This is a genomic window from Mycolicibacterium rhodesiae (assembly GCF_002086695.1).
Classification (GTDB): Bacteria; Actinomycetota; Actinomycetes; order Mycobacteriales; family Mycobacteriaceae; genus Mycobacterium; species Mycobacterium rhodesiae.
The window spans coordinates 288,138-310,741 of record NZ_MVIH01000006.1; the positions used below are offsets into that span (position 1 = coordinate 288,138).

22 protein-coding genes are annotated in these 22,604 nt (G+C 65.6%); 9 read left to right on the top strand and 13 right to left on the bottom strand.

Going from position 1 to position 22,604, the window contains the following annotated elements:
* Position 1 precedes the first annotated feature (1 nt).
* The 3 genes from fdhD to BST42_RS15825 are packed head-to-tail and all read right to left on the bottom strand — an operon-like array spanning position 2 to position 4,155.
* Entirely contained in the window at positions 2-826 is an 825-nt protein-coding gene (gene fdhD / locus BST42_RS15815; protein WP_083120237.1) for a formate dehydrogenase accessory sulfurtransferase FdhD, read from the bottom strand.
* Positions 814-3,156, bottom strand: a complete 2,343-nt coding sequence (locus tag BST42_RS15820) for an FdhF/YdeP family oxidoreductase (protein ID WP_083120238.1) — start codon at positions 3,154-3,156, stop codon at positions 814-816. The genes fdhD and BST42_RS15820 overlap by 13 nt, the downstream gene beginning before the upstream one ends.
* Positions 3,157-3,192: 36 nt before the next feature.
* A complete protein-coding gene (locus BST42_RS15825; protein WP_083120239.1) occupies positions 3,193-4,155 on the bottom strand; it encodes a hypothetical protein in 963 nt (320 codons plus the stop codon).
* Between the two features lie 298 nt (positions 4,156-4,453).
* Between BST42_RS15825 and BST42_RS15830 the strand changes: the two genes are divergently transcribed.
* From BST42_RS15830 to BST42_RS15840, 3 genes are all read left to right on the top strand, one after another.
* Positions 4,454-6,628: a glutamine synthetase III family protein gene (locus tag BST42_RS15830; protein WP_083120240.1), complete on the top strand. Its 2,175-nt coding sequence runs from the start codon at positions 4,454-4,456 to the stop codon at positions 6,626-6,628.
* A 148-nt stretch (positions 6,629-6,776) separates the two neighbouring features.
* On the top strand, positions 6,777-7,145 hold the full coding sequence (locus tag BST42_RS15835) for a carboxymuconolactone decarboxylase family protein (RefSeq protein ID WP_083120241.1): 369 nt from the start codon (positions 6,777-6,779) through the stop codon (positions 7,143-7,145).
* Between the two features lie 38 nt (positions 7,146-7,183).
* A complete protein-coding gene (locus BST42_RS15840) occupies positions 7,184-7,810 on the top strand; it encodes a DsbA family oxidoreductase (RefSeq protein ID WP_083120242.1) in 627 nt (208 codons plus the stop codon).
* Between the two features lie 23 nt (positions 7,811-7,833).
* On the opposite strand, the gene BST42_RS15845 is transcribed toward BST42_RS15840, so the two are convergent.
* On the bottom strand, positions 7,834-8,166 hold the full coding sequence (locus BST42_RS15845; RefSeq protein ID WP_083120243.1) for a rhodanese-like domain-containing protein: 333 nt from the start codon (positions 8,164-8,166) through the stop codon (positions 7,834-7,836).
* Positions 8,167-8,557: 391 nt separating this feature from the next.
* On the opposite strand from BST42_RS15845, the gene BST42_RS15850 reads away from it, so the two are divergent.
* From BST42_RS15850 to BST42_RS15865, 5 genes are read left to right on the top strand one after another with little or no spacing between them, the layout of a single operon-like run.
* Positions 8,558-9,937, top strand: coding sequence for an MBL fold metallo-hydrolase (locus BST42_RS15850; protein WP_083120244.1), 1,380 nt, complete (start codon positions 8,558-8,560; stop codon positions 9,935-9,937).
* Between the two features lie 22 nt (positions 9,938-9,959).
* A complete protein-coding gene (locus tag BST42_RS15855) occupies positions 9,960-11,162 on the top strand; it encodes an NAD(P)/FAD-dependent oxidoreductase (RefSeq protein WP_083120245.1) in 1,203 nt (400 codons plus the stop codon).
* Positions 11,163-11,196: 34 nt separating this feature from the next.
* On the top strand, positions 11,197-11,556 hold the full coding sequence (gene trxA / locus BST42_RS15860) for a thioredoxin (RefSeq protein WP_083120246.1): 360 nt from the start codon (positions 11,197-11,199) through the stop codon (positions 11,554-11,556).
* 29 nt (positions 11,557-11,585) lie between these two features.
* The gene (locus tag BST42_RS30515; RefSeq protein WP_494337761.1) at positions 11,586-11,735 is read left to right on the top strand and encodes a DUF8730 family Cys-rich protein; all 150 of its coding nucleotides are present in this window, start codon (positions 11,586-11,588) and stop codon (positions 11,733-11,735) included.
* Positions 11,736-11,745: 10 nt separating this feature from the next.
* The gene (locus tag BST42_RS15865; protein ID WP_083120247.1) at positions 11,746-12,519 is read left to right on the top strand and encodes a sulfite exporter TauE/SafE family protein; all 774 of its coding nucleotides are present in this window, start codon (positions 11,746-11,748) and stop codon (positions 12,517-12,519) included.
* A 13-nt stretch (positions 12,520-12,532) separates the two neighbouring features.
* Here the strand turns inward: BST42_RS15865 and BST42_RS15870 are convergent, their stop codons facing one another.
* The 8 genes from BST42_RS15870 to iolC form a co-directional block, all read right to left on the bottom strand.
* The gene (locus BST42_RS15870; RefSeq protein ID WP_083120248.1) at positions 12,533-13,231 is read right to left on the bottom strand and encodes a dienelactone hydrolase family protein; all 699 of its coding nucleotides are present in this window, start codon (positions 13,229-13,231) and stop codon (positions 12,533-12,535) included.
* Positions 13,232-13,257: 26 nt separating this feature from the next.
* Positions 13,258-14,022 (bottom strand): SDR family oxidoreductase, encoded by a 765-nt coding sequence (locus BST42_RS15875; RefSeq protein ID WP_083120249.1) that lies wholly within the window; start codon positions 14,020-14,022, stop codon positions 13,258-13,260.
* Between the two features lie 98 nt (positions 14,023-14,120).
* Positions 14,121-15,152: a Gfo/Idh/MocA family protein gene (locus BST42_RS15880; RefSeq protein WP_083120250.1), complete on the bottom strand. Its 1,032-nt coding sequence runs from the start codon at positions 15,150-15,152 to the stop codon at positions 14,121-14,123.
* 17 nt (positions 15,153-15,169) lie between these two features.
* The gene (locus tag BST42_RS15885; RefSeq protein WP_083120251.1) at positions 15,170-16,072 is read right to left on the bottom strand and encodes a sugar phosphate isomerase/epimerase family protein; all 903 of its coding nucleotides are present in this window, start codon (positions 16,070-16,072) and stop codon (positions 15,170-15,172) included.
* A gap of 12 nt (positions 16,073-16,084) precedes the next feature.
* Complete coding sequence (iolD, locus tag BST42_RS15890; protein WP_083120252.1) at positions 16,085-18,034, bottom strand: 3D-(3,5/4)-trihydroxycyclohexane-1,2-dione acylhydrolase (decyclizing); 1,950 nt, start codon at positions 18,032-18,034, stop codon at positions 16,085-16,087.
* A 2-nt stretch (positions 18,035-18,036) separates the two neighbouring features.
* Positions 18,037-18,912: a 5-deoxy-glucuronate isomerase gene (gene iolB, locus BST42_RS15895; protein ID WP_083120253.1), complete on the bottom strand. Its 876-nt coding sequence runs from the start codon at positions 18,910-18,912 to the stop codon at positions 18,037-18,039.
* A 6-nt stretch (positions 18,913-18,918) separates the two neighbouring features.
* A complete protein-coding gene (locus BST42_RS15900; RefSeq protein ID WP_110918629.1) occupies positions 18,919-19,797 on the bottom strand; it encodes a Cgl0159 family (beta/alpha)8-fold protein in 879 nt (292 codons plus the stop codon).
* Positions 19,790-20,791: a 5-dehydro-2-deoxygluconokinase gene (iolC, locus tag BST42_RS15905; RefSeq protein ID WP_083120255.1), complete on the bottom strand. Its 1,002-nt coding sequence runs from the start codon at positions 20,789-20,791 to the stop codon at positions 19,790-19,792. Before iolC ends, BST42_RS15900 begins: the two co-directional genes overlap by 8 nt.
* Before the next feature lie 103 nt (positions 20,792-20,894).
* Here iolC and BST42_RS15910 point away from each other — a divergent pair, with 103 nt between their 5' ends.
* On the top strand, positions 20,895-21,677 hold the full coding sequence (locus BST42_RS15910; RefSeq protein WP_272818745.1) for a GntR family transcriptional regulator: 783 nt from the start codon (positions 20,895-20,897) through the stop codon (positions 21,675-21,677).
* An 81-nt stretch (positions 21,678-21,758) separates the two neighbouring features.
* Here BST42_RS15910 and BST42_RS15915 read toward each other — a convergent pair whose 3' ends face one another.
* Complete coding sequence (locus BST42_RS15915; RefSeq protein ID WP_207569512.1) at positions 21,759-22,532, bottom strand: TIM barrel protein; 774 nt, start codon at positions 22,530-22,532, stop codon at positions 21,759-21,761.
* Between the last annotated feature and the right edge of the window lie 72 nt (positions 22,533-22,604).

Consider the following 22,604-nt stretch of genomic DNA (forward strand, 5'->3'; position numbering starts at 1 on the left):
GTCAGTGACGGATGCGGTCGGCCCGACTGTAGACGTTCATCGACTCACCACGCAGAAACGCGACCAGCGTCAGCCCCGACTGGGTGGCGAGGTCGACGGCCAGGGAGGACGGCGCGGACACCGCGGCCAGCACCGGGATGCCGGCCATCACCGCCTTCTGGGTCAGTTCGAATGACGCGCGGCCGCTGACCAGCAGCACGGTGCCGCCCAGCGGGATGTGGTTGGTTTCCAACGCCCACCCGATGACCTTGTCGACGGCATTGTGCCTGCCGACGTCCTCGCGTACGGCGAGCAGCGCGGCGCCCGTGGTGAACAGGGCCGCACCGTGCAGTCCGCCGGTGCTGGCGAAAACTTTTTGCGCCGAGCGCAGTTGGTCCGGCATCGCGGTCAGTGCCGCAGCCTCGACCGTCGACGGGTCGTCGCCGGGGGAGTGCTGACTGGTCAGTCGCACCGCGTCGATCGAGGCCTTGCCGCATACCCCGCACGACGATGTGGTGTAGAAGTTTCGGGTCACGTCTACTTCCGGCATCGGTACGCCGGGGCGCAGCGTCACGTCGAGGACGTTGTAGGTGTTCACCCCGTCGGCCTCCGCGCCGCGGCAATAGCGAACGGTGAGCACGTCGTCGCGATGGGCGATGACTCCCTCGGTCAGCAGAAAGCCCTGCGCCAGTTCGACATCGGATCCCGGTGTGCGCATGGTGACCGTCAGCGGTGTCCCATTCACCCGGATCTCCAGCGGCTCCTCGACCACAAGCGTCTCCGGACGCTCGGTCGCTGTGCCGTCGTAGACGTGGCTGGCCCGCCGCCGCGCGGTCACCCGGCCCATGCGTCGCCGCCTTCGGGGTTGTGGCCGCCCGGTTCCAGCCGGATGACGACCGCCTTTGACACCGGCGTATTCGATCGGGCGGCAACGTGATCCAGCGGTACGAGGGGATTGGTCTCGGGGTAGTAGGCGGCAGCGTTACCGACCGGCGTGGAGTACGGCACGACCAGGAAGTCCTTGGCGCGGCGCTCCTGTAATTGGCCCCCGCCGTCGGTGAACTCCGACACCAGGTCGACACGGTCACCTTCGGCGAGGCCGAGGGACCCGATGTCGGCGGGGTTGACGAACACGACGCGGCGCCCGCCCTTGACCCCGCGATAACGATCGTCCAGGCCGTAGATGGTGGTGTTGTACTGGTCGTGGCTGCGCAGTGTTTGCAGCACCAGCCGCCCCGGCGGTACCGGCACCCACTGCATCGGGTTCACCGCGAAGTTCGCCTTGCCCGTCACGGTGGGGAACTCACGGGAATCCCGTGGTGGATGGGGCAATTGGAAGCCATCGGGCTGACGCACCCGGGTGTTGTAGTCGGCGCAGCCAGGCACCACCGCGGCGATCGCATCGCGGATCGTGTCGTAGTCGGCGGCGAAGCTCTCCCACGGGACCGGGTGATCGGCGCCCAGCACGGTGCGGGCCAGCTGACAGATGATGGCGACCTCACTGCGGACCTGGTCGCTGGGCGGTGTCAGGCTACCGCGGGACAGATGCACCATGGACATCGAATCTTCAACCGAGACAACCTGTTTGTGACCGTTCACCAGGTCGCGGTCGGTACGGCCCAGGGTGGGCAGGATCAACGCCGTGCGGCCGTGCACCACGTGGCTGCGATTGAGTTTCGTCGATATCTGGACGGTCAGCGCGCAGGTGCTCAGCGCAGATTCGGTGACCGCGGTATCCGGGGTGGCCGACGCGAAGTTTCCGCCCATCGCGAGGAACACCGAGGCGCGGCCGTCCCGCATCGCCCGGATCGCGTCGACGGTGTCGAAGCCGTGTTTGCGGGGACTGGCGATGCCGAATCGGGTGTCGAGCGCGGCAAGGAACTGTTCGGGCGCTTTCTCCCAGATCCCCATCGTGCGGTCGCCCTGGACGTTTGAATGACCGCGCACCGGGCACACGCCCGCCCCGGGCTTTCCGATCATGCCGCGCAGCAGCAGCAGGTTGGTCATCTCGGCGATCGTGGCCACCGCGTGGGTGTGTTGGGTGATACCCATGGCCCAGCACACGATCGTGCGCTGCGACGCCGCGAGCAGACCGGCGACCTTGTCCAACTGCGTGCGGGCGATGCCGGTGGCTTCGGTGACGCTGTCGAGGTCCACCCTGCGGGCTTCGGCGAGGTACTCGTCGAAGCCGTGGCAGTGCGCGTCGACGAACTCGCGGTCGATCACGCTGCCGGGGGCCCGATCGTCGGCCTCCACCAGCAGTCGGCCCAGCCCCTTGAACAACGCCAGATCGCCACCGAGGCGGATCTGGACGAACTCGTCGGCGATCGGTACCCCGTGACCCACCACACCGTTGACCTTCTGCGGATCCTTGAACCGGATCAGTCCGGCCTCGGGGAGCGGATTGATGGCGATGATCTTGGCGCCGTTGGCTTTCGCCTTTTCCAGCACCGACAGCATCCGTGGATGGTTGGTGCCGGGATTCTGTCCGGCGATCACGATCACGTCGGCGTGCTCGATATCGTCGACGGTCACCGACCCTTTGCCGACGCCGATGGAATCCATCAGCGCGGTGCCCGATGACTCGTGGCACATGTTGGAGCAGTCCGGCAGATTGTTGGTCCCGAAACTGCGCACCAGCAGTTGGTAGAGGAACGCGGCTTCGTTGCTGGTGCGTCCTGAGGTGTAGAACACCGCCTCGTCCGGGGACGCGAGCCCGTTGAGGTGGTCGGCGATCAGCCGGTAGGCGTCCTCCCACTCGATCGGCCGGTAGTGCTGATCGCCGGGCCGCAACACCATCGGGTGGGTGAGCCGTCCCTGCTGCGAAAGCCAGTACTCGGGTTTGGCGGCCAGCTCGTCGACCGAGTGGCGGGCGAAGAACTCCGGCGTGACCCGGCGCTTGGTGGCCTCTTCGGACACCGCCTTGGCTCCGTTCTCGCAGAACTCGGCGAGCTTGCGGCCGCCATGCTCCTCGGGCCATGCGCACCCCGGGCAGTCGAAACCATGGCGCTGGTTGATTCGTACCAGGGTGGAAAGGGTGCGCAGAGGGCCCATCTGCTCCAGGGCGCGCTGCATAGTCACCACCACCGCCTTGACCCCGGCGGCCTCGTCTTTGGGTTCGCTGACGTCGACCGCGTGTTCGTCGTAGTCGGCGGGGATGTCGCGGCCGGTGCTCATGCCCTCAAATCTAGGCCGCGGTGCCGGCGGCCGACACTAACGGGCGGACTTGGCGGTCCCCTTGGTGCCTGCCGGGCGGGCGTCGCGCGTGCCGGACGCCCGAGTCGAACCGGTGGGCCGGCTGTTGGCCGTGGCCGTCGCGGACGCCGCAGCGGCAGACGAGTGCTTGGCGCGCGGCCCGGCGACCCCTCGCGCCGACGTGGCGGAGGCGGAGACGCGCGTGGTGCTGGTGTCGACCTTGGTGGCGTCGCCGGCTGCCGGCAGGCCGCTCGGAGCGCGGAGGGCTCGGGCCGCGGCCGGGACCACGGCTGCCGAGGCGGATCCGCCGGTCAGGGTGGCCGAGATGGAGTGCAGCACGTTCTTGACCACATCGACCATCATGGCGATGCCCTGGGCGGCCGCGGTCATCACCTCCGTGATACCGGCCTGTATGGCAGCGCCGAGTCCGTCCGAACCGGCTGCGGCGGCGGTCTTGATGAAGGCATCCACCACCGCCCCGACGACCGGTAGCGCCGCCTCGGGAATGGCCGCCAGAACTGTTATTGCGCCGCCGATCACGGTGGGCGCCAACGCAATCATCGGGCCGATCTGCGTCAGAATGCCCGACAGTGGTGAGCTCAGGTCGCCGCCGACCGGTGGGGACAGGAGCAGACTGACATTGACCATCGCCTCGCCCAGCGGCGTGCCTTGAGCCAACTGATCGAGCAACTCGGTGTTGATGAACTGCATCGTCGCGGCAGCGTCTGGGTTGAACGCGGCGAGCGCCGTCATGATCGCCAAAACCTGTGGCAGGCCGAACGGCAACGACACGCTGGGCACTGCAGCGGCCGACGTCGGCGGCAGTGTGTTGCTCCAGGCGGCGCTGTCCAGGCTGGCCAGTTGGAACGCAGCCGTGCGTGAGGGCGCCGACGAGATCGGCGAACCGTACAGATCGAGTGGCGACGCACCCGCGACGACGGCACAGACGGCTAACGGTGCGATGACGGTTGTTCGAAACATAACGACCCCCCAGAGGTTGAATTTAAATCTCCCTGTACCCGGTATACGACGTTTGAATCCTTGCTGAACAAAAATTTGGCATCTCGTCAATATTTAATTTTTAGCTGGTCTACGTGCAGAAAGTGAAGTTGCACCCGGTGCTTATTTGCCCATACTGGGTTTGCGAGAAGTTGTTGCGGATCAGGCCGCATTCTGTCGTTGACGCAGGCGTAACGAGATCGGCATGGAAGCGACCTAACGTGGGCCGGTCACACGCCAGCGAGCAGACGCGGGCGTCTTGGGTGCAGAGGAAAGACAGTTGAGCGGAAACGCGGCCCGCCTTCAGGCGATCGTCAATGTCGAGGCGTACGAGCCTCCCCCTTTCAGCTTCGATCCGGGCGAAGCGCCAGGCGAGATCTTCGGCGCCAACGTCTTCACCCTGGCCGAAATGCGGCTGCGGTTGCCGAAGTCGGTGTACAAGTCGGTCGTCGCGACCATCGAGAAGGGCGCGAAGCTCGATCCGGCCGTCGCCGATGCCGTCGCCTCGGTGATGAAGGACTGGGCGTTGTCGAAGGGCGCGACCCACTACGCGCACGTCTTCTACCCGATGACCGGTCTCACCGCCGAAAAGCACGACAGCTTCCTGGAGCCTGTGAACGACGGCGCGACGCTCGCCGAATTCGCCGGCAAAACCCTGATCCAGGGCGAGCCCGATGCTTCCAGCTTCCCGTCCGGCGGCCTGCGCAGCACCTTCGAGGCGCGTGGCTACACCGGCTGGGACGTCACCAGCCCGGCCTACATTCTGGAGAACCCGAACGGCAACACCCTGTGCATCCCGACGGTATTCGTCTCGATGACCGGTGAGGCACTCGACTTCAAGACCCCGCTCCTGCGCAGCCAGCAGGCGATGGGTGCACAGGCTGAGCGAATCCTGAAGCTGTTCGGCCACAAGGATTTCGACCACATCGTGTCGTTCTGTGGGCCTGAGCAGGAGTACTTCCTGGTCGACCGGCACTTCTTCTTGGCTCGTCCCGACTTGATCAACGCCGGCCGCACGCTGTTCGGTGCGAAACCGCCCAAGGGTCAGGAATTCGACGACCACTACTTCGGCGCCATTCCCGACCGGGTGCTGGCCTTCATGATGGACACCGAGCGGGAGCTGTTCAAGCTCGGCATCCCGGCCAAGACCCGCCACAACGAGGTCGCCCCAGGCCAGTTCGAGATCGCGCCCATGTTCGAGCGGGCCAACATCGCGGCCGACCACCAGCAGCTGTTGATGACGACGTTCCGCAACATCGCCAAGAAGCACGGCATGGAATGCCTGTTCCACGAGAAGCCGTTCGCCGGTGTCAATGGTTCTGGCAAGCACGTCAACTTCTCGATGGGCAACGCGCAATTCGGCAGCCTGCTCGTGCCGGGTGACACCCCGCACGAGAACGCCCAGTTCCTGGTGTTCTGCGCGGCCGTCATCAGGGCCGTGCACAAGTTCGCCGGGCTGCTGCGCGTTTCGGTGGCCTCGGCCACCAACGATCACCGCCTTGGCGCCAACGAGGCTCCGCCGGCCATCATCTCGATCTTCCTCGGGGATCAGCTGGCCGACGTGTTCGATCAAATCGCCAAGGGAGCGGCCACCTCGTCAAAGGGCAAGGGCGTCATGCACATCGGTGTCGACACGCTGCCCGAGCTGCCGACCGATCCGGGCGACCGCAACCGCACCAGCCCGTTTGCGTTCACCGGCAACCGATTCGAGTTCCGCGCGCCGGGGTCGGGGCAGACGATCAACGTCCCGATGATCATCCTCAACACGATCATGGCCGACTCGCTCGACTACATGGCCACCGTGCTGGAGACGGCCGTCGCAGGCGGCGAGAGCTTCGACGAGGCGGTGCAGAAGCTGCTCACCGAGATCATCACCGAGCACGGTGCGGTCGTGTTCAACGGCGACGGATACTCGGAGAACTGGCAGATCGAAGCGGCTGAGCGAGGCCTGCCGAATCTCAAGACCACCCTCGATGCCATCCCGCAGCTGGTCACTCCGGAGGCGATCGAGGTCTTCGAGAAATACGGCGTCTTCAATTCGCGGGAGCTGCACAGCCGCGAGGAGGTCCGCTACGAGACCTACGCCCTGACGATCAACGTCGAGGCCAAGCTGACGCTGGAAATGGGTTCGACGGTGGTCCTGCCCGCGGCCGTTCGATACCAGACCGAGTTGGCGCAGAACGTCGCGGCGCTGAAGGCAGCCGGGGTGGCGGCGGACACCGCATTGCTGGAGACCGTGTCCACGCCGATTTCGGAGCTGACCGCTGCGTTGGCAGCACTCAAGTCAGCACTGGGCGCGCACGGCGGCGACACCGCCAAGGAAGAAGCCGAGCACGCAGCGAGCCTGTTGCCGTTGATGGATGCGGTGCGTGCGGCCGCGGACACGCTGGAAAGCGTTGTCGCCGACGATCTCTGGCCGCTGCCGACCTACCAGGAGATGCTGTACATCTTGTGAGTTAGCTGTCGTCCCAGCCGGTGCCGGCGCTCCTGATCTCGGAGGCGCCGGCACCGCCTTTGGACCCTGGCCGATGCGTTCCCTGTCAATCACATCAGGGCCGAAAGTCTCTGCTGCTCGGTGTCTTCGGCGCCCTATGTTTGGCCCTATGACGGATCACGGTCACCATTCCGATGTGCTCACCGAGTTGAACCCACAACATCGGGCGTTACGGCAGATGATTCCCGAGGTATATGAGGGGTTCGGTGCGCTGAGCCGGGCCGCGATGGGTACCGGTGCGGTCGAGGCCAAGGTCAAGGAACTGATGGCGATGGTGATCGGAGTCGTCCAAGGGTGCGATGGATGCATTGCATCGCATGCCCGCGGAGCAGTTCGTGCGGGTGCCACCAGGCAGGAGGCCGCTGAGGTCATCGGTGTCAGCATCATGATGCACGGTGGTCCGGCAACGATTTACGGCGCACGTGCCTACACGGCGTTCTGCGAGTTCGCCGATGCCGCGCAGAGTCACCCGGCATGACGCCGACGGTCTGCTAGCCGGCCGGTACTCTCGCCGCCATGCGTACCGTCGAGGTCTTCGCCGACATCCTGTGTCCGTTCACCCACGTCGGGCTGCGGACCCTGATCGACCGGCGCACCGAGCGCGGCCTCACTGAACCACGCCTGCGTATCCGAGCCTGGCCACTGGAGCTGATCAACGGCAGTCCGCTTGATCGGCACCACGTTGCTGCCGAGATCTCGGCGCTTCGCGCGTCGGTGCGTCCCGACCTGTTCGCGGGCTTCTCCGCCGACGCATTCCCGAAAACGTCGATGACGGCATATGCGCTGACCGCTGCTGCCGACCGCGCCGGCGATCCCGTGCTGGTCGAAGAGGTCGGGTTGGCGTTGCGGAATGCACTGTTCGAAGAGGGCCTTGATATCGGGCGGCCCGAGGTCATCGGGTCCATCGCAGCCCGGTTCGGCCTCGAACCCCTTGACGCAGAGGCCACGTCCGTTGCGGTCCAGGCTGATTGGGACGCGGGCCGCGCTCGCGGCGTAGTCGGATCGCCGCATTTCTTCACCGAGGACGGCGCGGACTGGTTCTGCCCTGGCCTGGCGATCAGCCGCGATGACGTCGGCAACTTCATCGTCGCCTGGAAAGCCGGCTCGGAGGCCTTCGTCGATCGTGTCTTTACCTCAGTCTGAACGGATTACGACAGGCTTCTCGATCAGATGACGGTGCCGGCGGCGCCGTCCTCGCGAATCACCGGGTGTCCGGTGCGCTGCCAGGCCCCCATCCCGCCGGCCAAGTTGTAGACGGTTAGCCCGGCCGCGGCAAGTTTGGTTGCCGCCACGCTGGATCGACCTCCCGAGCGGCAGACCGCAACGATCGGAGCGGCGGGCTCGAAGAGGTGCGCGTCAAGATCGCCGAGTCGCACATGAACAGCGCCGGGAGCGTGTCCGGCGTTCCACTCATCATCCTCGCGAACGTCGAGCAGGAGGGCGCCGGACCTGTCGACGAGCATCATTGCGCCGCCAGGGTCGACTTCCAATACACCCATCACGCATCACCTTTCAATGTCGGAGCCGAAAGCCCCGGGATGAACTCCCATGTCGGCCGAACGATCTACGCGTCGCCGGACCTCACCACTCAATATACCCTATGGGGTATAGATGTTTGGCTACTGCGCAGGCGGGGTGGCCAGCGTGCGCGACCTCGCGCGAGTGCCGGCCGGGGCGTCTGTGACATGTCTCTCACTAGCCCCACCGGGACATTCGGGCAGCTCAGGCAGTATCAGAGGCCATCGGTTCGATATACCGGAGGGGGCATATCGAAGGATGTGGCGGATTATCAGCCCACGGGAATAAGATACCCCCTAGGGTACTTGGAAATACCCGTAGGGGTATGTGCCACGACGGCGCTACCACGTTCTCGAGAGAAAGAAGACGACGATGATCCTGCAGCAGTACTACCTGGACTGCCTATCCCACGCTTCGTACCTTATCGGCGACGAAACCACCGGTCGCGCAGTTGTTGTCGACCCGCAACGTGATGTGGCCGAGTATGTGGCCGACGCAAAGGAGCAGGGCCTGACCATCGAATTGGTCATCGAGACGCACTTCCACGCCGACTTCCTGTCCGGTCACCTGGAACTGGCGAAGGCCACCGGCGCGAAAATCGTCTACTCCTCAGTCGCCCAGACAGAGTTCGAGTCGATGGGTGTCGCCGACGGCGAGCGCTATTCGCTGGGTGATGTGACACTCGAGTTTCGCCACACGCCCGGGCATACCCCCGAGTCGTTGAGCATCGTGATCTACGAGCACGCCGACGACACCGTTCCTTACGGCGTGATGACCGGCGACACGCTGTTCATCGGCGACGTCGGCCGGCCCGACCTGTTGGCCTCCATCGGCTTCACCCGCGAGGAACTCGCCGACAAGCTCTACGACTCGCTGCACGAGAAGCTGATGACGCTGCCCGACGCGACCCGGGTGTATCCGGCCCACGGCGCCGGATCGGCGTGCGGCAAGAACCTGTCGACCGACCTGTGGTCGACGATGGGGGACCAGAAGGCAACCAACTACGCGCTGCGGGCACCCGACAAGGCGACCTTCATGAACCTGGTCACCGAGGGTCAGCCGCCGGCGCCGGGCTACTTCGTCTACAACGCGATCCTCAACCGCAAGGACCGCGAACTGCTCGACGAGGCCAAGATGCCCAAGGCGATGACCTATGACGAGGTCCGGGCCGCGATCGACAACGGCGCGGTGTTGGTCGACGGGCGCAGTCCCGAGGAGTTCGCCCTCGGCCATCTGCGCCGCGCCGTCAACATCGGTTTGGACGGACGGTACGCCGAGTTCGCAGGCTCGGTGCTGCCCTCCGATGTCGACATCGTGTTGTTCACCGACCCCGGTCAGGAACTGGAAGGCAAGAACCGGCTCGCCCGCATCGGTTTCGACCGGGTGATCGGCTATCTCGACAAGCCCTTCGAGGCGATGTTCGAGAACCGCGGCGACGTCACCGTTGCCTCCCGGTTGACCGCCCAGGCGTTCGATCAGCGCGCATCCGAGGTGGCCGGTCTGCAAATTGTGGACGTGCGCAACCCCGGTGAGGTCGAGGCCGGCGCCATCCCGAACGCCATCGCGATCCCGGTGGGCCAGTTGCCCACCCGGCTGGGTGAACTGGACCCCACCAAGCCGACCGTCGTGTATTGCGCAGGCGGCTACCGGTCGTCGGTCGCTGCAAGTCTGTTGCGCAAGAACGGTTTCACCGATGTCAGCGACATCCTGGGCGGCTACGGCGCCTGGGACGAAGCCCACCAGAACGCCTGATCTTCCGAGGAGAACTGCCACCATGACCATCACGGCCAAACATCAAATCCTGATCGTCGGCGGCGGAACCGCCGGCATCACCGTCGCCGCGCGGATGCTCCGCAAGGGCTACACCGACGTCGCCATCATCGAGCCGTCGAGCAAGCACTACTACCAACCGCTGTGGACCCTGGTCGGCGGCGGTCAGGCGAAGGCATCGACCACCGAGCGTGACGAGTCTTCGGTCATACCCAAAGGAGCGACCTGGATCAAGAACGCCGCCAGCGCCTTTGATCCCGACAACAACACGGTGACGTGTGCCGACGGGTCGACCTACGGCTACGACGTACTCGTCGTCTGTCCGGGCATCCAGCTGGATTGGAACCGTACCGAGGGCCTCGAAGAAGCGCTGGGCCGCGACGGGGTGTCGTCGAACTACCGGTTCGACCTCGCGCCGCGCACCTGGGACTTCATCCGCAACATGCGGTCGGGCACCGCGGTTTTCACCGTTCCCTCCGGCGCGATCAAGTGTGCTGGTGCTCCGCAGAAGATCGCCTACCTGGCGTCCGACTATTGGCGCAAACAGGGTGTGCTCAAAGACATTGACGTCCACCTTGTGATGCCGGGGGCACGGCCGTTCGGGATTCCGGCGATTGCGGACAGCCTCGACAAGGTCATTGCCGACTACGGCATCACGTTGCACACCAACTCCGAGATGACGTCCGTCGACGCGGCGTCGCGCAAGGTTGGCATCACCAGTGTCGCCGACGGCGGCACCGACGCCATGCTGCCCTACGACGTGTTGCACGCCGTGCCACGCCAGTCGGCGCCGGACTGGGTCAAATCCAGTCCGCTGTCCACCGGTGACGCGGCCGGTTACATCGACATCGACAAGCACACCATGCAGCACGTGCGGTACCCGAACGTGTTCAGCCTTGGTGACGCCGGTTCGTCGCCGAACTCCAAGACCGGCGCCGCGATTCGCAAGCAGGCCCCGGTGGTTGTCGCCAACATCGACGCGTTCCTGAAGCACCAGCCGCTACCCGCGTCGTACGACGGTTACTCGTCGTGCCCGATCGTCACCTCGTCGCACGCGATGCTGCTTGCCGAGTTCGATTACGACCTGAAGCTGGAACCGTCGTTCCCGCTGCTGAATCCGACGACGCCACACCGGGCCTATTGGTATCTGAAGAAATACGGGCTCCCGTTCATGTACTGGAATCTGATGCTCAAGGGTCTGGCCTGAGAATTCGATTGCGACACAACGAAAGGACATCACAATGACAATCAAGAAGCTGACCGCTGCCGACTTCAAGGCAACAGTCGCCGAGAATCCCGTCGTGCTCATCGACTTCTGGGCGTCGTGGTGCGGCCCGTGCCGCGCCTTCGCCCCGGTCTTCGACCGGTCTTCGGAGTCACACCCAGACGTGGTGCACGCCAAGGTCGACACCGAAGCCGAGCAGGAACTCGCAGCGGCGCTGGAGATACAGGCGATACCGACCATCATGGCGTTCCGCGACGGCATTCTCGTCTACCGCCAGCCCGGTGCGATGCCCGCCGCGGCCCTGGAAGATCTCATCGCCAGGGTCAAGGGCCTCGACATGGCCGAGGTACGCGCCAAGATCGCTGCGAGTTCCTGACCGAAATCGCAACAATTCAAGGAGAATTCATGTGTTACCCGGAGAAGTGTCCCGAGTGCGGAAAGACCCGCTGGGCCGGCTGCGGACAGCACGTCGATGACGTGATGCGCTCGGTGCCCGTGAGTCAGCGGTGTACCTGCGAGCGGAACTGCGCGGCGCAATTCACACCACGCGGGTGAGTGGAAATTGATGACCATCGGACTGGCCTTGGCCCTCGGCGCAGCGATCGGCGTCCTGCTGGGTTTGCTCGGCGGTGGCGGGTCGATTCTCGCGGTTCCCGCGTTGGTCTATGTGCTCGGGCTGGGAATCGAGCAGGCCATTCCGATGTCGCTCATTGTGGTCGGCACCGCATCGGCGGTGGGCGCGCTGCCCAAGATCAGGGCCGGGCAGGTGCAGTGGCGGCTGGCCGCGATCTTCGCGGCGGCCGGCATTCCCGCCACCTTCGTGGGGACGGCAATCGGTAGACACCTACCTGAATCGGCTCTGCTCATCGGCTTTGCCGTGGTGATGGTGGTGGCGGGCATCCGGTTGCTGCAGGACAACGGCGACACCGGCACTGCATGCAAAGTCGGCGATGCAGGAATCAACTGGCGTCGCTGCGCCCCGAGATCCATCCCCGCCGGATTCCTCGTCGGTTTGCTCACCGGGCTCTTCGGCGTCGGTGGGGGCTTCCTGATCATTCCGGCCCTGGTGCTGATGCTGGGAGTGGAGATCCCGATCGCCATCGGTACCTCGCTGTTGATCATCGTCGTCAACTCGGCAGCGGGATTTGTCTCACATCTCAGCGTGGGCGGCATCGACTGGGCGATCACCGGCGCGTTCGTCGGTACCGCCATCGTCGGTTCGCTGGTCGCCGCGCACCTGGGTACCAGACTTGACACCCGACGGCTACAGCACTGGTTTGCCTACCTGGTCTTCGCAGTGGCCGGCTACGTGCTCGTCGACACCATCTTCATCCACTAGTCCTCGCCCGCCGTCAGTTGAGGTGCTCGCCGAAGAACGCGAAGATCCGCTGCCAGGCATCCTCGGCCTCCGGGCGTGAGTAGGCCATCCCGGCAACGCCTGCGATGGTCTGCATCGGCGCGGGAATGTCCCAGTCGTTCATGAAGGAGTGGCCGACGTTCGGATACTCCTTGATGTCGCGCGGCACGTCGTTGGTCGAGAGCAGGTCTTCCAGCTTGTCGGCCGCACCCTTGAGCATCCAGTCCTTGGCACCGTAACTGGCCACGGTCGGGCACGAGTTCGGGATCGCGGAGATGTCCGATGGCCATTCCCCATAGTTGGGGGCGGCGGCGTCGAAGTGCCCGGTCGGTGCCAGCACCAAGCAGAACCCGCCGCCCATACAGAACCCGATGATGCCGACTTTCCCGCTGCACGCCGGATCGGCGGCCAGGTGGTCGCGGGCGGCGATGAGGTCGTCGACGGCGGTTCCCTTGCCGTTCTTGAACGCCTGCAGGGTGCGCACCACGCAGAGCAGCCGATTGCCCCGGTGATAGAGCGCCGGGGTGATCGCGAGGTAGCCGTTGTCGGCGAACCGGTCGGTGATGCGTTTGATGTCACCCGTCATGCCCATCGCGTCGTGCACGATCACGACGCCGGGCCACGGTCCGTCACCGGCCGGCCGTGCTTGATAGGCCGGGAGCGGGCCCGCCGGAGCGGGAAACGTGGTGTCCATGGAAGGGCATCTTGCCCGCTAGGTGATCAACTCCGCCAGGGGTTGTTGCCGGCGTCCCAGGCTTTCTGGATGTCCGGATAGATCGATGTCTGATCGGTGGGAACCGAGTTCTTCGTCATCCGGGTGCGCTCGTCGGCCAGGACTTCGGGTGCACCGCTTTCGATGGCGTCCATCGTCTGGGCCGCGACATCTTCGGGTGCGATCTTCGGTCCCTCGATCACTGCGGCCATATCGGTGTCGATGAAGCCTGCGTGCACACCGACGACGTGGGTGCCCTGGCCGTGCAGTTCGATGCGCAACGCGTTGGTCAGCGCCCACTCGGCGGCCTTGGACGCCCCGTAGGACGCGTTGAAGGGGGAGACGAAGAAGCTGACCACCGAGAGCATGTTCACCAGCGCGCTGCCGCCCGGCTGTGCGGCCAGGACAGGAGCGAACGCGCGTGCCATCGCCAGCGTGCCGAAGTAGTTGGTCTCCATCTCGACGCGGGCAGCATCGGGATCCTCGGCGCTCAGGAACGGCGACTGCAGCATGGCGCCGGCATTGTTGATCAACACCGATACGTCGGCACAGGTCTGCGCGGCGGCGCGCACCGCGTCGGCGTCGGTGATGTCCAGGGCGACCGGTATCACCCGCGAATCGTCGAACGCGACGCTGCCGGGGTTGCGGGCGGCGGCGTAGACCTTGGTGGCGCCGCGGTCGAGCAGCGCCTGGGTGAACGCCCGGCCGAGGCCGCGATTGGCGCCCGTGACCAGTGCGATGCTGCCGTCGATTGCCTTGCCGGTTGTGGCCATGGTCTGCTCCTCGGTGTCGGTTACCAGGGACCAACAACTACCGGCAGGCTCGGTATTTCGCGGCATGCTTCGTCATCGTCGCCAACTGGTAGCGCTGCTCAGGCGCCCTTGATCGAATCGCGCGCCACCATCTGGACCTCAACCGGGAGGCCGCTCCGCAGCGATTCGACGCCGGCTTCACACACCGCGGCGGCGGCGTAGCCGTCCCATGCGGTGGGGCCGTCTGTGTAATTTCCGGTCGATGACCCGCTACGCACCGCGTCCACCCAGCGCTGGAACTCGGTGTCGTAGGCGGCGCCGAAGCGCTCCCGGAAGCCGGGTGTGATCTGCCCGCCCCACGTGCCCGGCGCGGTCTTGCGGATCAGGCCGACGTCCAAACCGATCATGGCGCTTCCCTTTTCGGCGACGACCTCGGTGCGCACTTCGTAGGCGACACCGGTGGTGACGAACAGCTCGACGTCGACATGCTTACCGGAGGAGGTGCGCATGATGGCGATCTGCGGGTCTGCCACCCCCTCGGGCGCACCCGGATTGGTCGACGGCGTGATGATCTGGATGGAGACGATCTCCTCGTCGAACAGGAAGCGCGTCACGTCGACCTCGTGCACCAGCGAGTCACGCACGATCATCGCGCTGTCGAACGACGGGGGCACGGCGGGGTTGCGGTGTGCGCAGTGCAGCACCAGCGGGCGGCCCAGTTCGCCCGAGTCCAGCATCGCTTTCAGCGCGGCGTACTCGTGGTCGAAACGGCGCATGAAACCGACTTGAATGAGCCGCTTTCCGAGCTCGGTCTCACGCTTGACCACCTCCAACGAGGTCGCCGCATCGGTGGTCAACGGCTTCTCACACAGCACCGGCTTGCCGTGCTCCAGGCACGCCAGCAGTTGCTTCTCGTGGGTGGGTCCGGGCGTGGCAAGCACGACGGCGTCGACTTGTGCGTCGGCGATGGCGTCCAGCGGATCGGCGATCACGCGGCAACCCGGAATGCCTGCGGCGATCTGCTCGGCCTTCTCGGTGAGGTAGTCGTTGACCACAGCGACGTGAGCGCCGGAGATCTTCGACGTCAGGCGGGCGACATGGTCGGCGCCCATGATGCCGACGCCGAGTACGGCGACACGAAGGTCAGACATGGCTTGGGTCTCCTGAACTAGAACCGGACGGACGGGACGCCGCAGGATCCGAGGTAGGTGCGGGTTCGCTTGGCGATCGGCAGCGGAGCATCGACCTCGCACGGGTACATGTCCTGCTCGACGATCGCGAACACGTCGATGCCCAGCCTCTCGATCTCGGCGAGAAGTGGTGGCATGTCCGGGATTCCGTGCGGTGGTTCGGTCATCGCGCCGAGCTTGACGGCCTCGCCGAACGGCAGATCCTCGGCTTCGACCTTGGCCCGCACGTCCGGATCGACCTGCTTGAGGTGCAGATAGCCGATGCGCTCGGGTGCGCGACGGATGATCGCGATGTTGTCGCCGCCGCAATAGGAGATGTGGCCGGTGTCCAGGCACAGGTTCACGAACTCGCCGTCGGTGCCGTCGAGGAAGCGGTAGACGTTCTCCTCGGTGTCGACGTGGCTGTCGGCATGCGGGTGGTACTGCGCCCGCACCCCGTACTGCTCGAACATCGCCCTGCCCAGTTCGTTCATGCCCCTGGTCTTCTTGCGCCACTGCTCAGGAGTCAGCGTGCGGTCTTCGAGCACGGCACCCGAGGACGGGTCGCGCCACATCTCCGGGATCACCACGACGTGTTTACCGCCAACGGCGGCAGTCAGTTTCGCGACGTCCTCGATCTGCGTCCACACCGCGGACCACGAGTCGTCCTGGTGGAGGTGCTCGAAGACCGTGCCGGCCGACAGCCTCAAGTTGCGGGCCGCCAGCTCATCGGAGAGCTGCTGGGGATCGGTCGGCAGGTAGCCGAACGGGCCCAGCTCGATCCACTGATAACCAGATGCGGCGACTTCGTCGAGGAAGCGCCTGTACGGGGTCTGTTGCGGATCGTCGGGAAACCACACGCCCCACGAGTCCGGTGCTGACCCGACGAGAATGGTGCTCACCGAGGGTGCCTCTCAGCGATCGGACGGGTTGACAAGTGGGCGTTGAACTTTCTTCCAGTCGGCATACCGTTGGTAGGCCGCCTGGGTGGATTCCAGGCTGGAAACCTCGCTGACCGGCACATCCCACCAGCTGTGGCTGTCGGGCGCATAGATCAGCGGGTCGGTTTCGACATGAATCACCGTGACGCGCTCGGCTGCCTTGGCGACTTTGACCGCGTCGGTGAACTCCGCCGCCGTGCCCACCGTCATGACATCGGCGCCCAGGCTCGCGGCATTGGCGGCCAGATCGACCGGCAGCGTGTCGCCGTCGAGTCGGCCGTCATCGGTTCGATACCGGTAGGCAGTACCGAACCGCTGCGAACCGAGCGATTCCGAAAGCCCACCGATAGAAGCGAATCCATGGTTCTGCACCAGGACGGGGATGACCTTGATGCCCTCCTGGACAGCGGTCACCAGCTCGGTGGCCATCATCAGGTAGGAGCCGTCGCCGACCATGATGAACACATCGCGGTCGTCGTCGGCCATCCGCACGCCGATACCACCGGCGATCTCGTAACCCATGCACGAGTAGCCGTATTCGACGTGATAGCCCTTGCGATCACGGGTGCGCCACAGCTTGTGCAGGTCCCCGGGCATCGACCCGGCCGCGCACACCACCACGTCACGGGGATCCGAGAGCGTGTTGACCAGGCCGATGACCTGATTCTGGTTGAGCGGCGCACCGTCTGCGCAGGTGTACGCCGACGACACGGTGTCCTCCCACTCGGCCGCCAGTTCGCGTACTCGGGTGCGGTATTCGGCACTGACGGTGTAACCGGCCAGTGCGGGGCCCAACGCCTCGATGGCTTCCCGTGCATCCGAGACCACGCTGACGCCACCCTGCTTCACCGAATCCAGCGAGGCGACATTGATGTTGACGAACCGGACGTCGGGATTGTTGAACGCGGTCCGCGACGCCGAGGTGAAATCGCTGTAGCGGGTCCCGATCCCGATGATCACGTCGGCTTCCGCGGCCAGCGCATTCGCCGCGGTGGTTCCCGTCGAGCCGACGGCCCCGACCGCCTGCGGATGATCGAATCGCAGCGACCCCTTGCCGGCCTGGCTTTCGGAGACCGGGATGCCGGTCTGCTCACAGAACGCGGCCAGAGCATCTTCGGCTTGCGAATAGTGCACACCTCCACCGGCGATGATCAGCGGCTTGGACGCAGCGGCGATGATCTCGGCGGCCCGGGCGAGCACCGCACGTTCCGGCAGGGGTCGGGCGATGTGCCACGTGCGTTCGGCGAACAGCGATTCCGGCCAGTCGTGGGCCTGCGCCTGGACATCTTGGGGGATCGACACGGTGGCGGCTCCGGTCTCGACCGGGTCGGTCAGCACGCGCATGGCACCCAGCAGGGCGGCGGGCAGTTGTTCGGGTCGCCACACCCGATCGAAGTAGCGGGACAACGGTTTGAACGCATCGTTGACAGTGACATCGCCGGAGGACGGCAGCTCGAGCTCCTGCAGCACGGGCGAACTGACCCGGGTGGCGAAGGTGTCGGCAGGCAGCAGCAGCACCGGCAGCCGGTTGATGGTTGCCAACGCGGCACCGGTCAGCATGTTGGTGGACCCGGGCCCGACGCTGGCGGTGACGGCCCAGGCCTCCAGGCGGTCCTTCTGCCGGGTGTACGCGACGGCGGTGTGCACCATGGCCTGTTCGTTGCGGCCCAGAACATATTTCAGACCCGGCCGGCGGCCGGCTGCCAGCGATTCGACTTCGTCCTGCAACAACGCTTGACCCAGGCCGGCCACGTTGCCATGGCCGAAGATGCCCAGGCACCCCGCGAAGAACTTCCGGCGCACCCCGTCCCGCTCGACGTACTGGTTGGCGAGGAACCGAATGGTGGCTTGTGCGACGGTGAGTCGGACGGTGGACTCGGTGTCGGCGAGCTTGTCGCCCGCCTTAGGCGCGGTGGATACCACGATCAGACTCCTTGCGCGGAGGGGCTGCCCATCGGCAGCCGGGGATCGACCTGCTGGTGTTCCCAGCTGCCGCGCAGCCAGGTGTGGTTCGGGTCATCACAGATCAGCCAGGCCCGGTTCGGGCCGGAGCCGGCCATCACGTTGAGGTAGTACATGTGGTGGCCGGGCGCGGCGATCGACGGACCGTGGTAACCGTGCGGCACCAGCACCACATCGCCCGACCGGACCTCTTCGAGCACCTCGATCGGGCGCTGCGGGGTGCCGTAGACCCGGTGGTAGCCGAAGCCGGGAGTGCCGGCGGGGCTGTCGGCGATCTCGAAGTAGTAGATCTCCTCGAGCTGCGTCTCGACGTCGGTGTTCTCCTCGTGCTTGTGCGCGGGGTAGCTCGACCAGTTGCCACCGGGCGTGATGACCTCACACGCGATCAGCGAGTCGGCCTCGAATGTGGTTGCGGTGCCGAAGTTGTGCACTTGGCGGCTGCAGTTGCCCGCCCCGCGCAACTCGACGGCCACGTCGGCTGCCGCGACCCGGCGGTTCGGAAACGACCGGGCGGCGCGTGCCCCACAGATTGCAAAGCGGCCCTCACCGCTCAGCGTGAACGTCTGGTCGATGCCGAGGTAGACCATGTCGGCCGGACCGTCGAAAACCGAAGCTCGCGGCGATAATTCGTAGCCGACGCCGGAGCATTCGATCCTGCCGCCCCCGACCAGCGGCAGGATCATCACCTCGGTACGGCCGGTGGTCAGTTCGATGGTCTGGCTGTCGTCCAGTTCCACCACACGTAACGAGGACTCGGCCCATCCCGCGGACTCGGGCGTCACGTCGACGACGAGCGGCAACTCGGCGCTGCGGGCCGGAATGTAGTACTTGCTGTTCATCCTGTGTCACCTCACCATCGCCACGGCGGTGGCGACCGCCGAGCTCACGTCGTCGTCGGCCGGATAGAGCAGGGTGCGGCCCACGATCAAACCTCGTACCGACGGTAGCGACAGTGCCTTCTCCCAACTGGCGAATGCCTCGCCGGGATCGGTGGGGTCCCCGCCCAGAAGGAGAGTCGGCAACGTGGTCGCCTCCATGACGCGATCCATGTCGTCGACGACCGGCAGCTTCATCCAGGTATAGGCCGACGTCGATCCGAGCCCTTGGCTGATGTGGATGGACTTGATCACCGCGTCCGGGCTCAGGTCGTTGCGGACCTTGCCGTCGACTCGGCTGGACAGGAACGGTTCGAGCATCGCAATCAAGCCGTGCGCAGCGAGTTCGTCGACGGCCTGCGCGCACGCGGCCATTGTTGCTACCGTACCCGGATCGCTGAGATCGATGCGGCACAACATCTTTCCGCCGTTCATCTTCGCCGCGGCAGTCGATGTTGCGGTGGCGGCCGTCATCCGGTCGTCGAGTTCGAAACAGGCGCCGGCCAGACCGCCGCGGTTCATCGAGGAGAACACCACTTTGTCCTCGAGTGCACCGAGCAACAGCAAATCGTCAAGGATGTCGGAGGTGGCCAGCACCCCGTCGACCCCCGGATCGGCGAGCGCGGTGCGCAGCCGGTCCAGCAGATCGGTGCGGCTGTTCATCGCGGTGGGACGTGCACCGACGGCCAGCGCGCCGCGGGCCGGATGATCGGCGGCGACGATCATCAGCCGTCCGTTGCCTCGCACGGCGGGCCGAGTGATGCGCTCCTGCCATGCCCGCGCGATTGCGGCCGGGTCGGCGGCGCGCAGATCGGTGATGTCCGCGTAGTCCTTGCAGGCGCTAGACATTGACCGCCTCCACCGCCATCTGGTCGGCCAGCGCTGCCACCTCATCCGCAGTCGGCATCGCCGTCGAGCATTCCAGCCGGGACGCGACGATCGCGCCTGCGGCGTTGGCGTAGCGCAGCGTCTTCTCCAGTGGCCAACCATGCAGCAGGCCGTGGCACAGGCTGCCGCCGAAGCTGTCGCCCGCGCCGAGTCCGTTGACGACGTCAACGTCCACCGGGGGCACCGTCACCGAGGCGCTGCGAGTCTTGCCGAGCACCCCGCGCGGGCCCTGCTTGACGATCGCCAGCTGGACGCCGAGATCGAGCAGTGCGTCGGCGGCCTTGTGCGGGTTGGTTTCCCCGACGGCAATCTCGCACTCTTCGCGGTTGCCGACCGCCACGGTGACGTAGGCCAGGGCACGCTGAACCTGCGCGGCGGCCGCAGCGGGGGAGTCCCAGAACATCGGCCGGTAGTCGAGATCGAGCACCGTCAACGGCATGCGGCTGTCCTTATTCCCCGTCGCTTCGCTCGCCCCACGGGCCTCCCACGCAGCGAAATGCGCGCCGCGGCTTGGCTCTTCGGAGAGTCCGGTCACCGTTGACCAGTACAGCCGGGCATTGCGCACGGCGTCGAGATCGATGTCGGCGGCGGTGATCTGCAGATCGGGTGCCGACGGCTTGCGGTAGAAGTACAGCGGGAAGTCGTCGGGCGGGAAGATCTCGCAGAACGTCACCGGCGTCGGGTAGTCCGGGTGGACGGTGACGTAACGGTTGTCCACGCCGAGGCGGGCCAGCTCGTCACGGACGAACCGGCCGAACGGATCTGCGCCCGCTCCGGAGATCAGCGCGGATCGGTTACCCAGTCGGGCGGCGGCCACCGCAACGTTGGCTGCGCTGCCGCCGAGGAACTTGCCGAAGGATTCCACGCGTTCGAGACCGACGCCGATCTGCAGCGGATAGATGTCGACGCCACTGCGCCCGATGGCGAGTACGTCGAACGGTGCGTCAGTAGTCACGTCAGCTCTCTTCAGGGCTCGTTGGGGACTTGTGTACGAGGGTGCCCCGCGTCACAGCGCTATGTCAATACTTTGTCCTGACATTCTATCTTTTGGTCAATCGATGTTAGACTGCAGCTACTGTTGGGTTTTCGAGTTCGAGATCGGAGTCGATGTGCCGTTGGCGGTTGAACTTGACAGGTCAAGCCCCGTTCCCCTGTACTACCAGCTGTCCCAGGCAATCGAGGCAGCCATACGTAGTGGCGAACTCGCGCCGGGCGACCGGTTCGAAAACGAACTCGCATTGGCCAAGCGGTTGACGCTTTCGCGGCCCACCACGCGCCGGGCCATCCAGGAACTCGTCGACAAGGGCCTTCTGGTTCGCAAGCGCGGCGTCGGAACCCAGGTCGTCCAGAATCCGGTGCACCGCCGCGTCGAACTCACGAGCTTGTTCGACGACCTGTCCCGGGCGGGACAGGAACCCACCACCCAACTGCTGGAGTACCGCGTCGGCCCGCCGGACGAGGACGTCGCGCGCGAACTGAGCCTCGCCGAGGGCCGCGAGGTCGCCTGTATCAAGCGACTCCGCTGTGCCAACGGCGAACCCCTGGCCCTGATGACCAACTACCTCCCGGTCGAGATCGCCCCGGATGCCGGGGAACTCGAACGCAGCGGCCTGTACCAGTCGCTGCGCGGCCGCGGGGTGCACATCCGGTTGGCCAGCCAGCGCATCGGCGCGAAGGCCGCCAGCCGAAGTGAAGCCCGATTGCTCGACGAGAAGCCGGGTGCGCCGCTGCTGACCATGGACCGCACGGCGTTCGACGATTCCGGTCGCGCCGTCGAATTCGGTACACATTGCTATCGCGCTGCCCGGTACTACTTCGACACCACGCTCGTCGATCGCTGACTTCCCTCGCGAGCAGACACAAACTCACCTGAACGCTCGGCGTGTCGGGGGAGTTTGTGTCTGCTCGCGCTGCTCGCGAGGTCAGGAGAACGCGGCGCGGAACGCCGCCAGCGCCTCGTCACTGTCGCCGGCCGCCCATGCCTCCAGGCCGATCGGGCCGCGATAACCCATGTCGCGCAGCGCTGTTGCGATCGCGGGGTAGTGGATCTCGCCGGTCCCCGGCTCGCATCGGCCCGGTACGTCGGCCACCTGAATCTCACCGATCGCGAGGCCGCACCGGCGGACCAGTTCCACGAGATTCCCCTCGCCGATCTGGGCGTGGTAGAGGTCGAGCATCATCTTGACGTTCGGGTGGTTGACGCCCTCGACGAGTGCGAGCGTGTCCTTGGCGCGAGCCAAGGGGACACCGGGGTGGTCGACGATAGTGTTCAGGTTCTCCACGCAGAACGTCACGCCAGCAGCGGCGCCGAGGTCGCCGATCCGCTCCAGGGTGCGCTGCGCGGTCAGCCACATCTGCCCGGTCGTCCGCCACCGCGGCCGGGCGGCCCGGCCGTCGACGAGTTCTGCGGTGTGCAGGTTCAGCCGCGGCACGCCCAGCGTCTCAGCGGCTTTGATGCTTAGCTCTGCAGTCTGCACTACCTCGTCGGCGCTGGCCGGGTCGATCAGGTCGCCGTGCAGGTACCCGGTCATCGACGAGAAGCGGGCACCGGTTGCGGCGAGCGCTGTCAGGTCCTTGTCGTGCCAACTCCAGATCTCCACCGCGAAGCCGAGCTCGTGGATGCGTCGCACCCGATCGACGATCGGCAGGTCGGAAAACACCATCTCGGCGCATACCGCCAGGTCAAAGTCGCTCACCTCGGCACCCTAACATTTGACCTGCAGTCCGAATGTCCTAACAAAGTATTGACTTTCCGCTGTGAGCCGTAT

Coding starts and splice junctions, on each gene's coding strand:
- BST42_RS15880 (WP_083120250.1), bottom strand. CDS start 15,152: ATGTCTGACCTTCGTGTCGCCGTACTCGGCGTCGGCATCATGGGCGCC.
- trxA (WP_083120246.1), top strand. CDS start 11,197: ATGACAATCAAGAAGCTGACCGCTGCCGACTTCAAGGCAACAGTCGCC.
- fdhD (WP_083120237.1), bottom strand. CDS start 826: ATGGGCCGGGTGACCGCGCGGCGGCGGGCCAGCCACGTCTACGACGGC.
- BST42_RS15870 (WP_083120248.1), bottom strand. CDS start 13,231: ATGGACACCACGTTTCCCGCTCCGGCGGGCCCGCTCCCGGCCTATCAA.
- BST42_RS15910 (WP_272818745.1), top strand. CDS start 20,895: ATGTTAGACTGCAGCTACTGTTGGGTTTTCGAGTTCGAGATCGGAGTC.
- BST42_RS15865 (WP_083120247.1), top strand. CDS start 11,746: ATGACCATCGGACTGGCCTTGGCCCTCGGCGCAGCGATCGGCGTCCTG.
- BST42_RS30515 (WP_494337761.1), top strand. CDS start 11,586: ATGTGTTACCCGGAGAAGTGTCCCGAGTGCGGAAAGACCCGCTGGGCC.
- BST42_RS15845 (WP_083120243.1), bottom strand. CDS start 8,166: ATGGGTGTATTGGAAGTCGACCCTGGCGGCGCAATGATGCTCGTCGAC.
- BST42_RS15840 (WP_083120242.1), top strand. CDS start 7,184: ATGCGTACCGTCGAGGTCTTCGCCGACATCCTGTGTCCGTTCACCCAC.
- BST42_RS15825 (WP_083120239.1), bottom strand. CDS start 4,155: ATGTTTCGAACAACCGTCATCGCACCGTTAGCCGTCTGTGCCGTCGTC.
- BST42_RS15835 (WP_083120241.1), top strand. CDS start 6,777: ATGACGGATCACGGTCACCATTCCGATGTGCTCACCGAGTTGAACCCA.
- iolB (WP_083120253.1), bottom strand. CDS start 18,912: ATGAACAGCAAGTACTACATTCCGGCCCGCAGCGCCGAGTTGCCGCTC.
- BST42_RS15875 (WP_083120249.1), bottom strand. CDS start 14,022: ATGGCCACAACCGGCAAGGCAATCGACGGCAGCATCGCACTGGTCACG.
- BST42_RS15855 (WP_083120245.1), top strand. CDS start 9,960: ATGACCATCACGGCCAAACATCAAATCCTGATCGTCGGCGGCGGAACC.
- BST42_RS15900 (WP_110918629.1), bottom strand. CDS start 19,797: ATGTCTAGCGCCTGCAAGGACTACGCGGACATCACCGATCTGCGCGCC.
- BST42_RS15820 (WP_083120238.1), bottom strand. CDS start 3,156: ATGAGCACCGGCCGCGACATCCCCGCCGACTACGACGAACACGCGGTC.
- BST42_RS15850 (WP_083120244.1), top strand. CDS start 8,558: ATGATCCTGCAGCAGTACTACCTGGACTGCCTATCCCACGCTTCGTAC.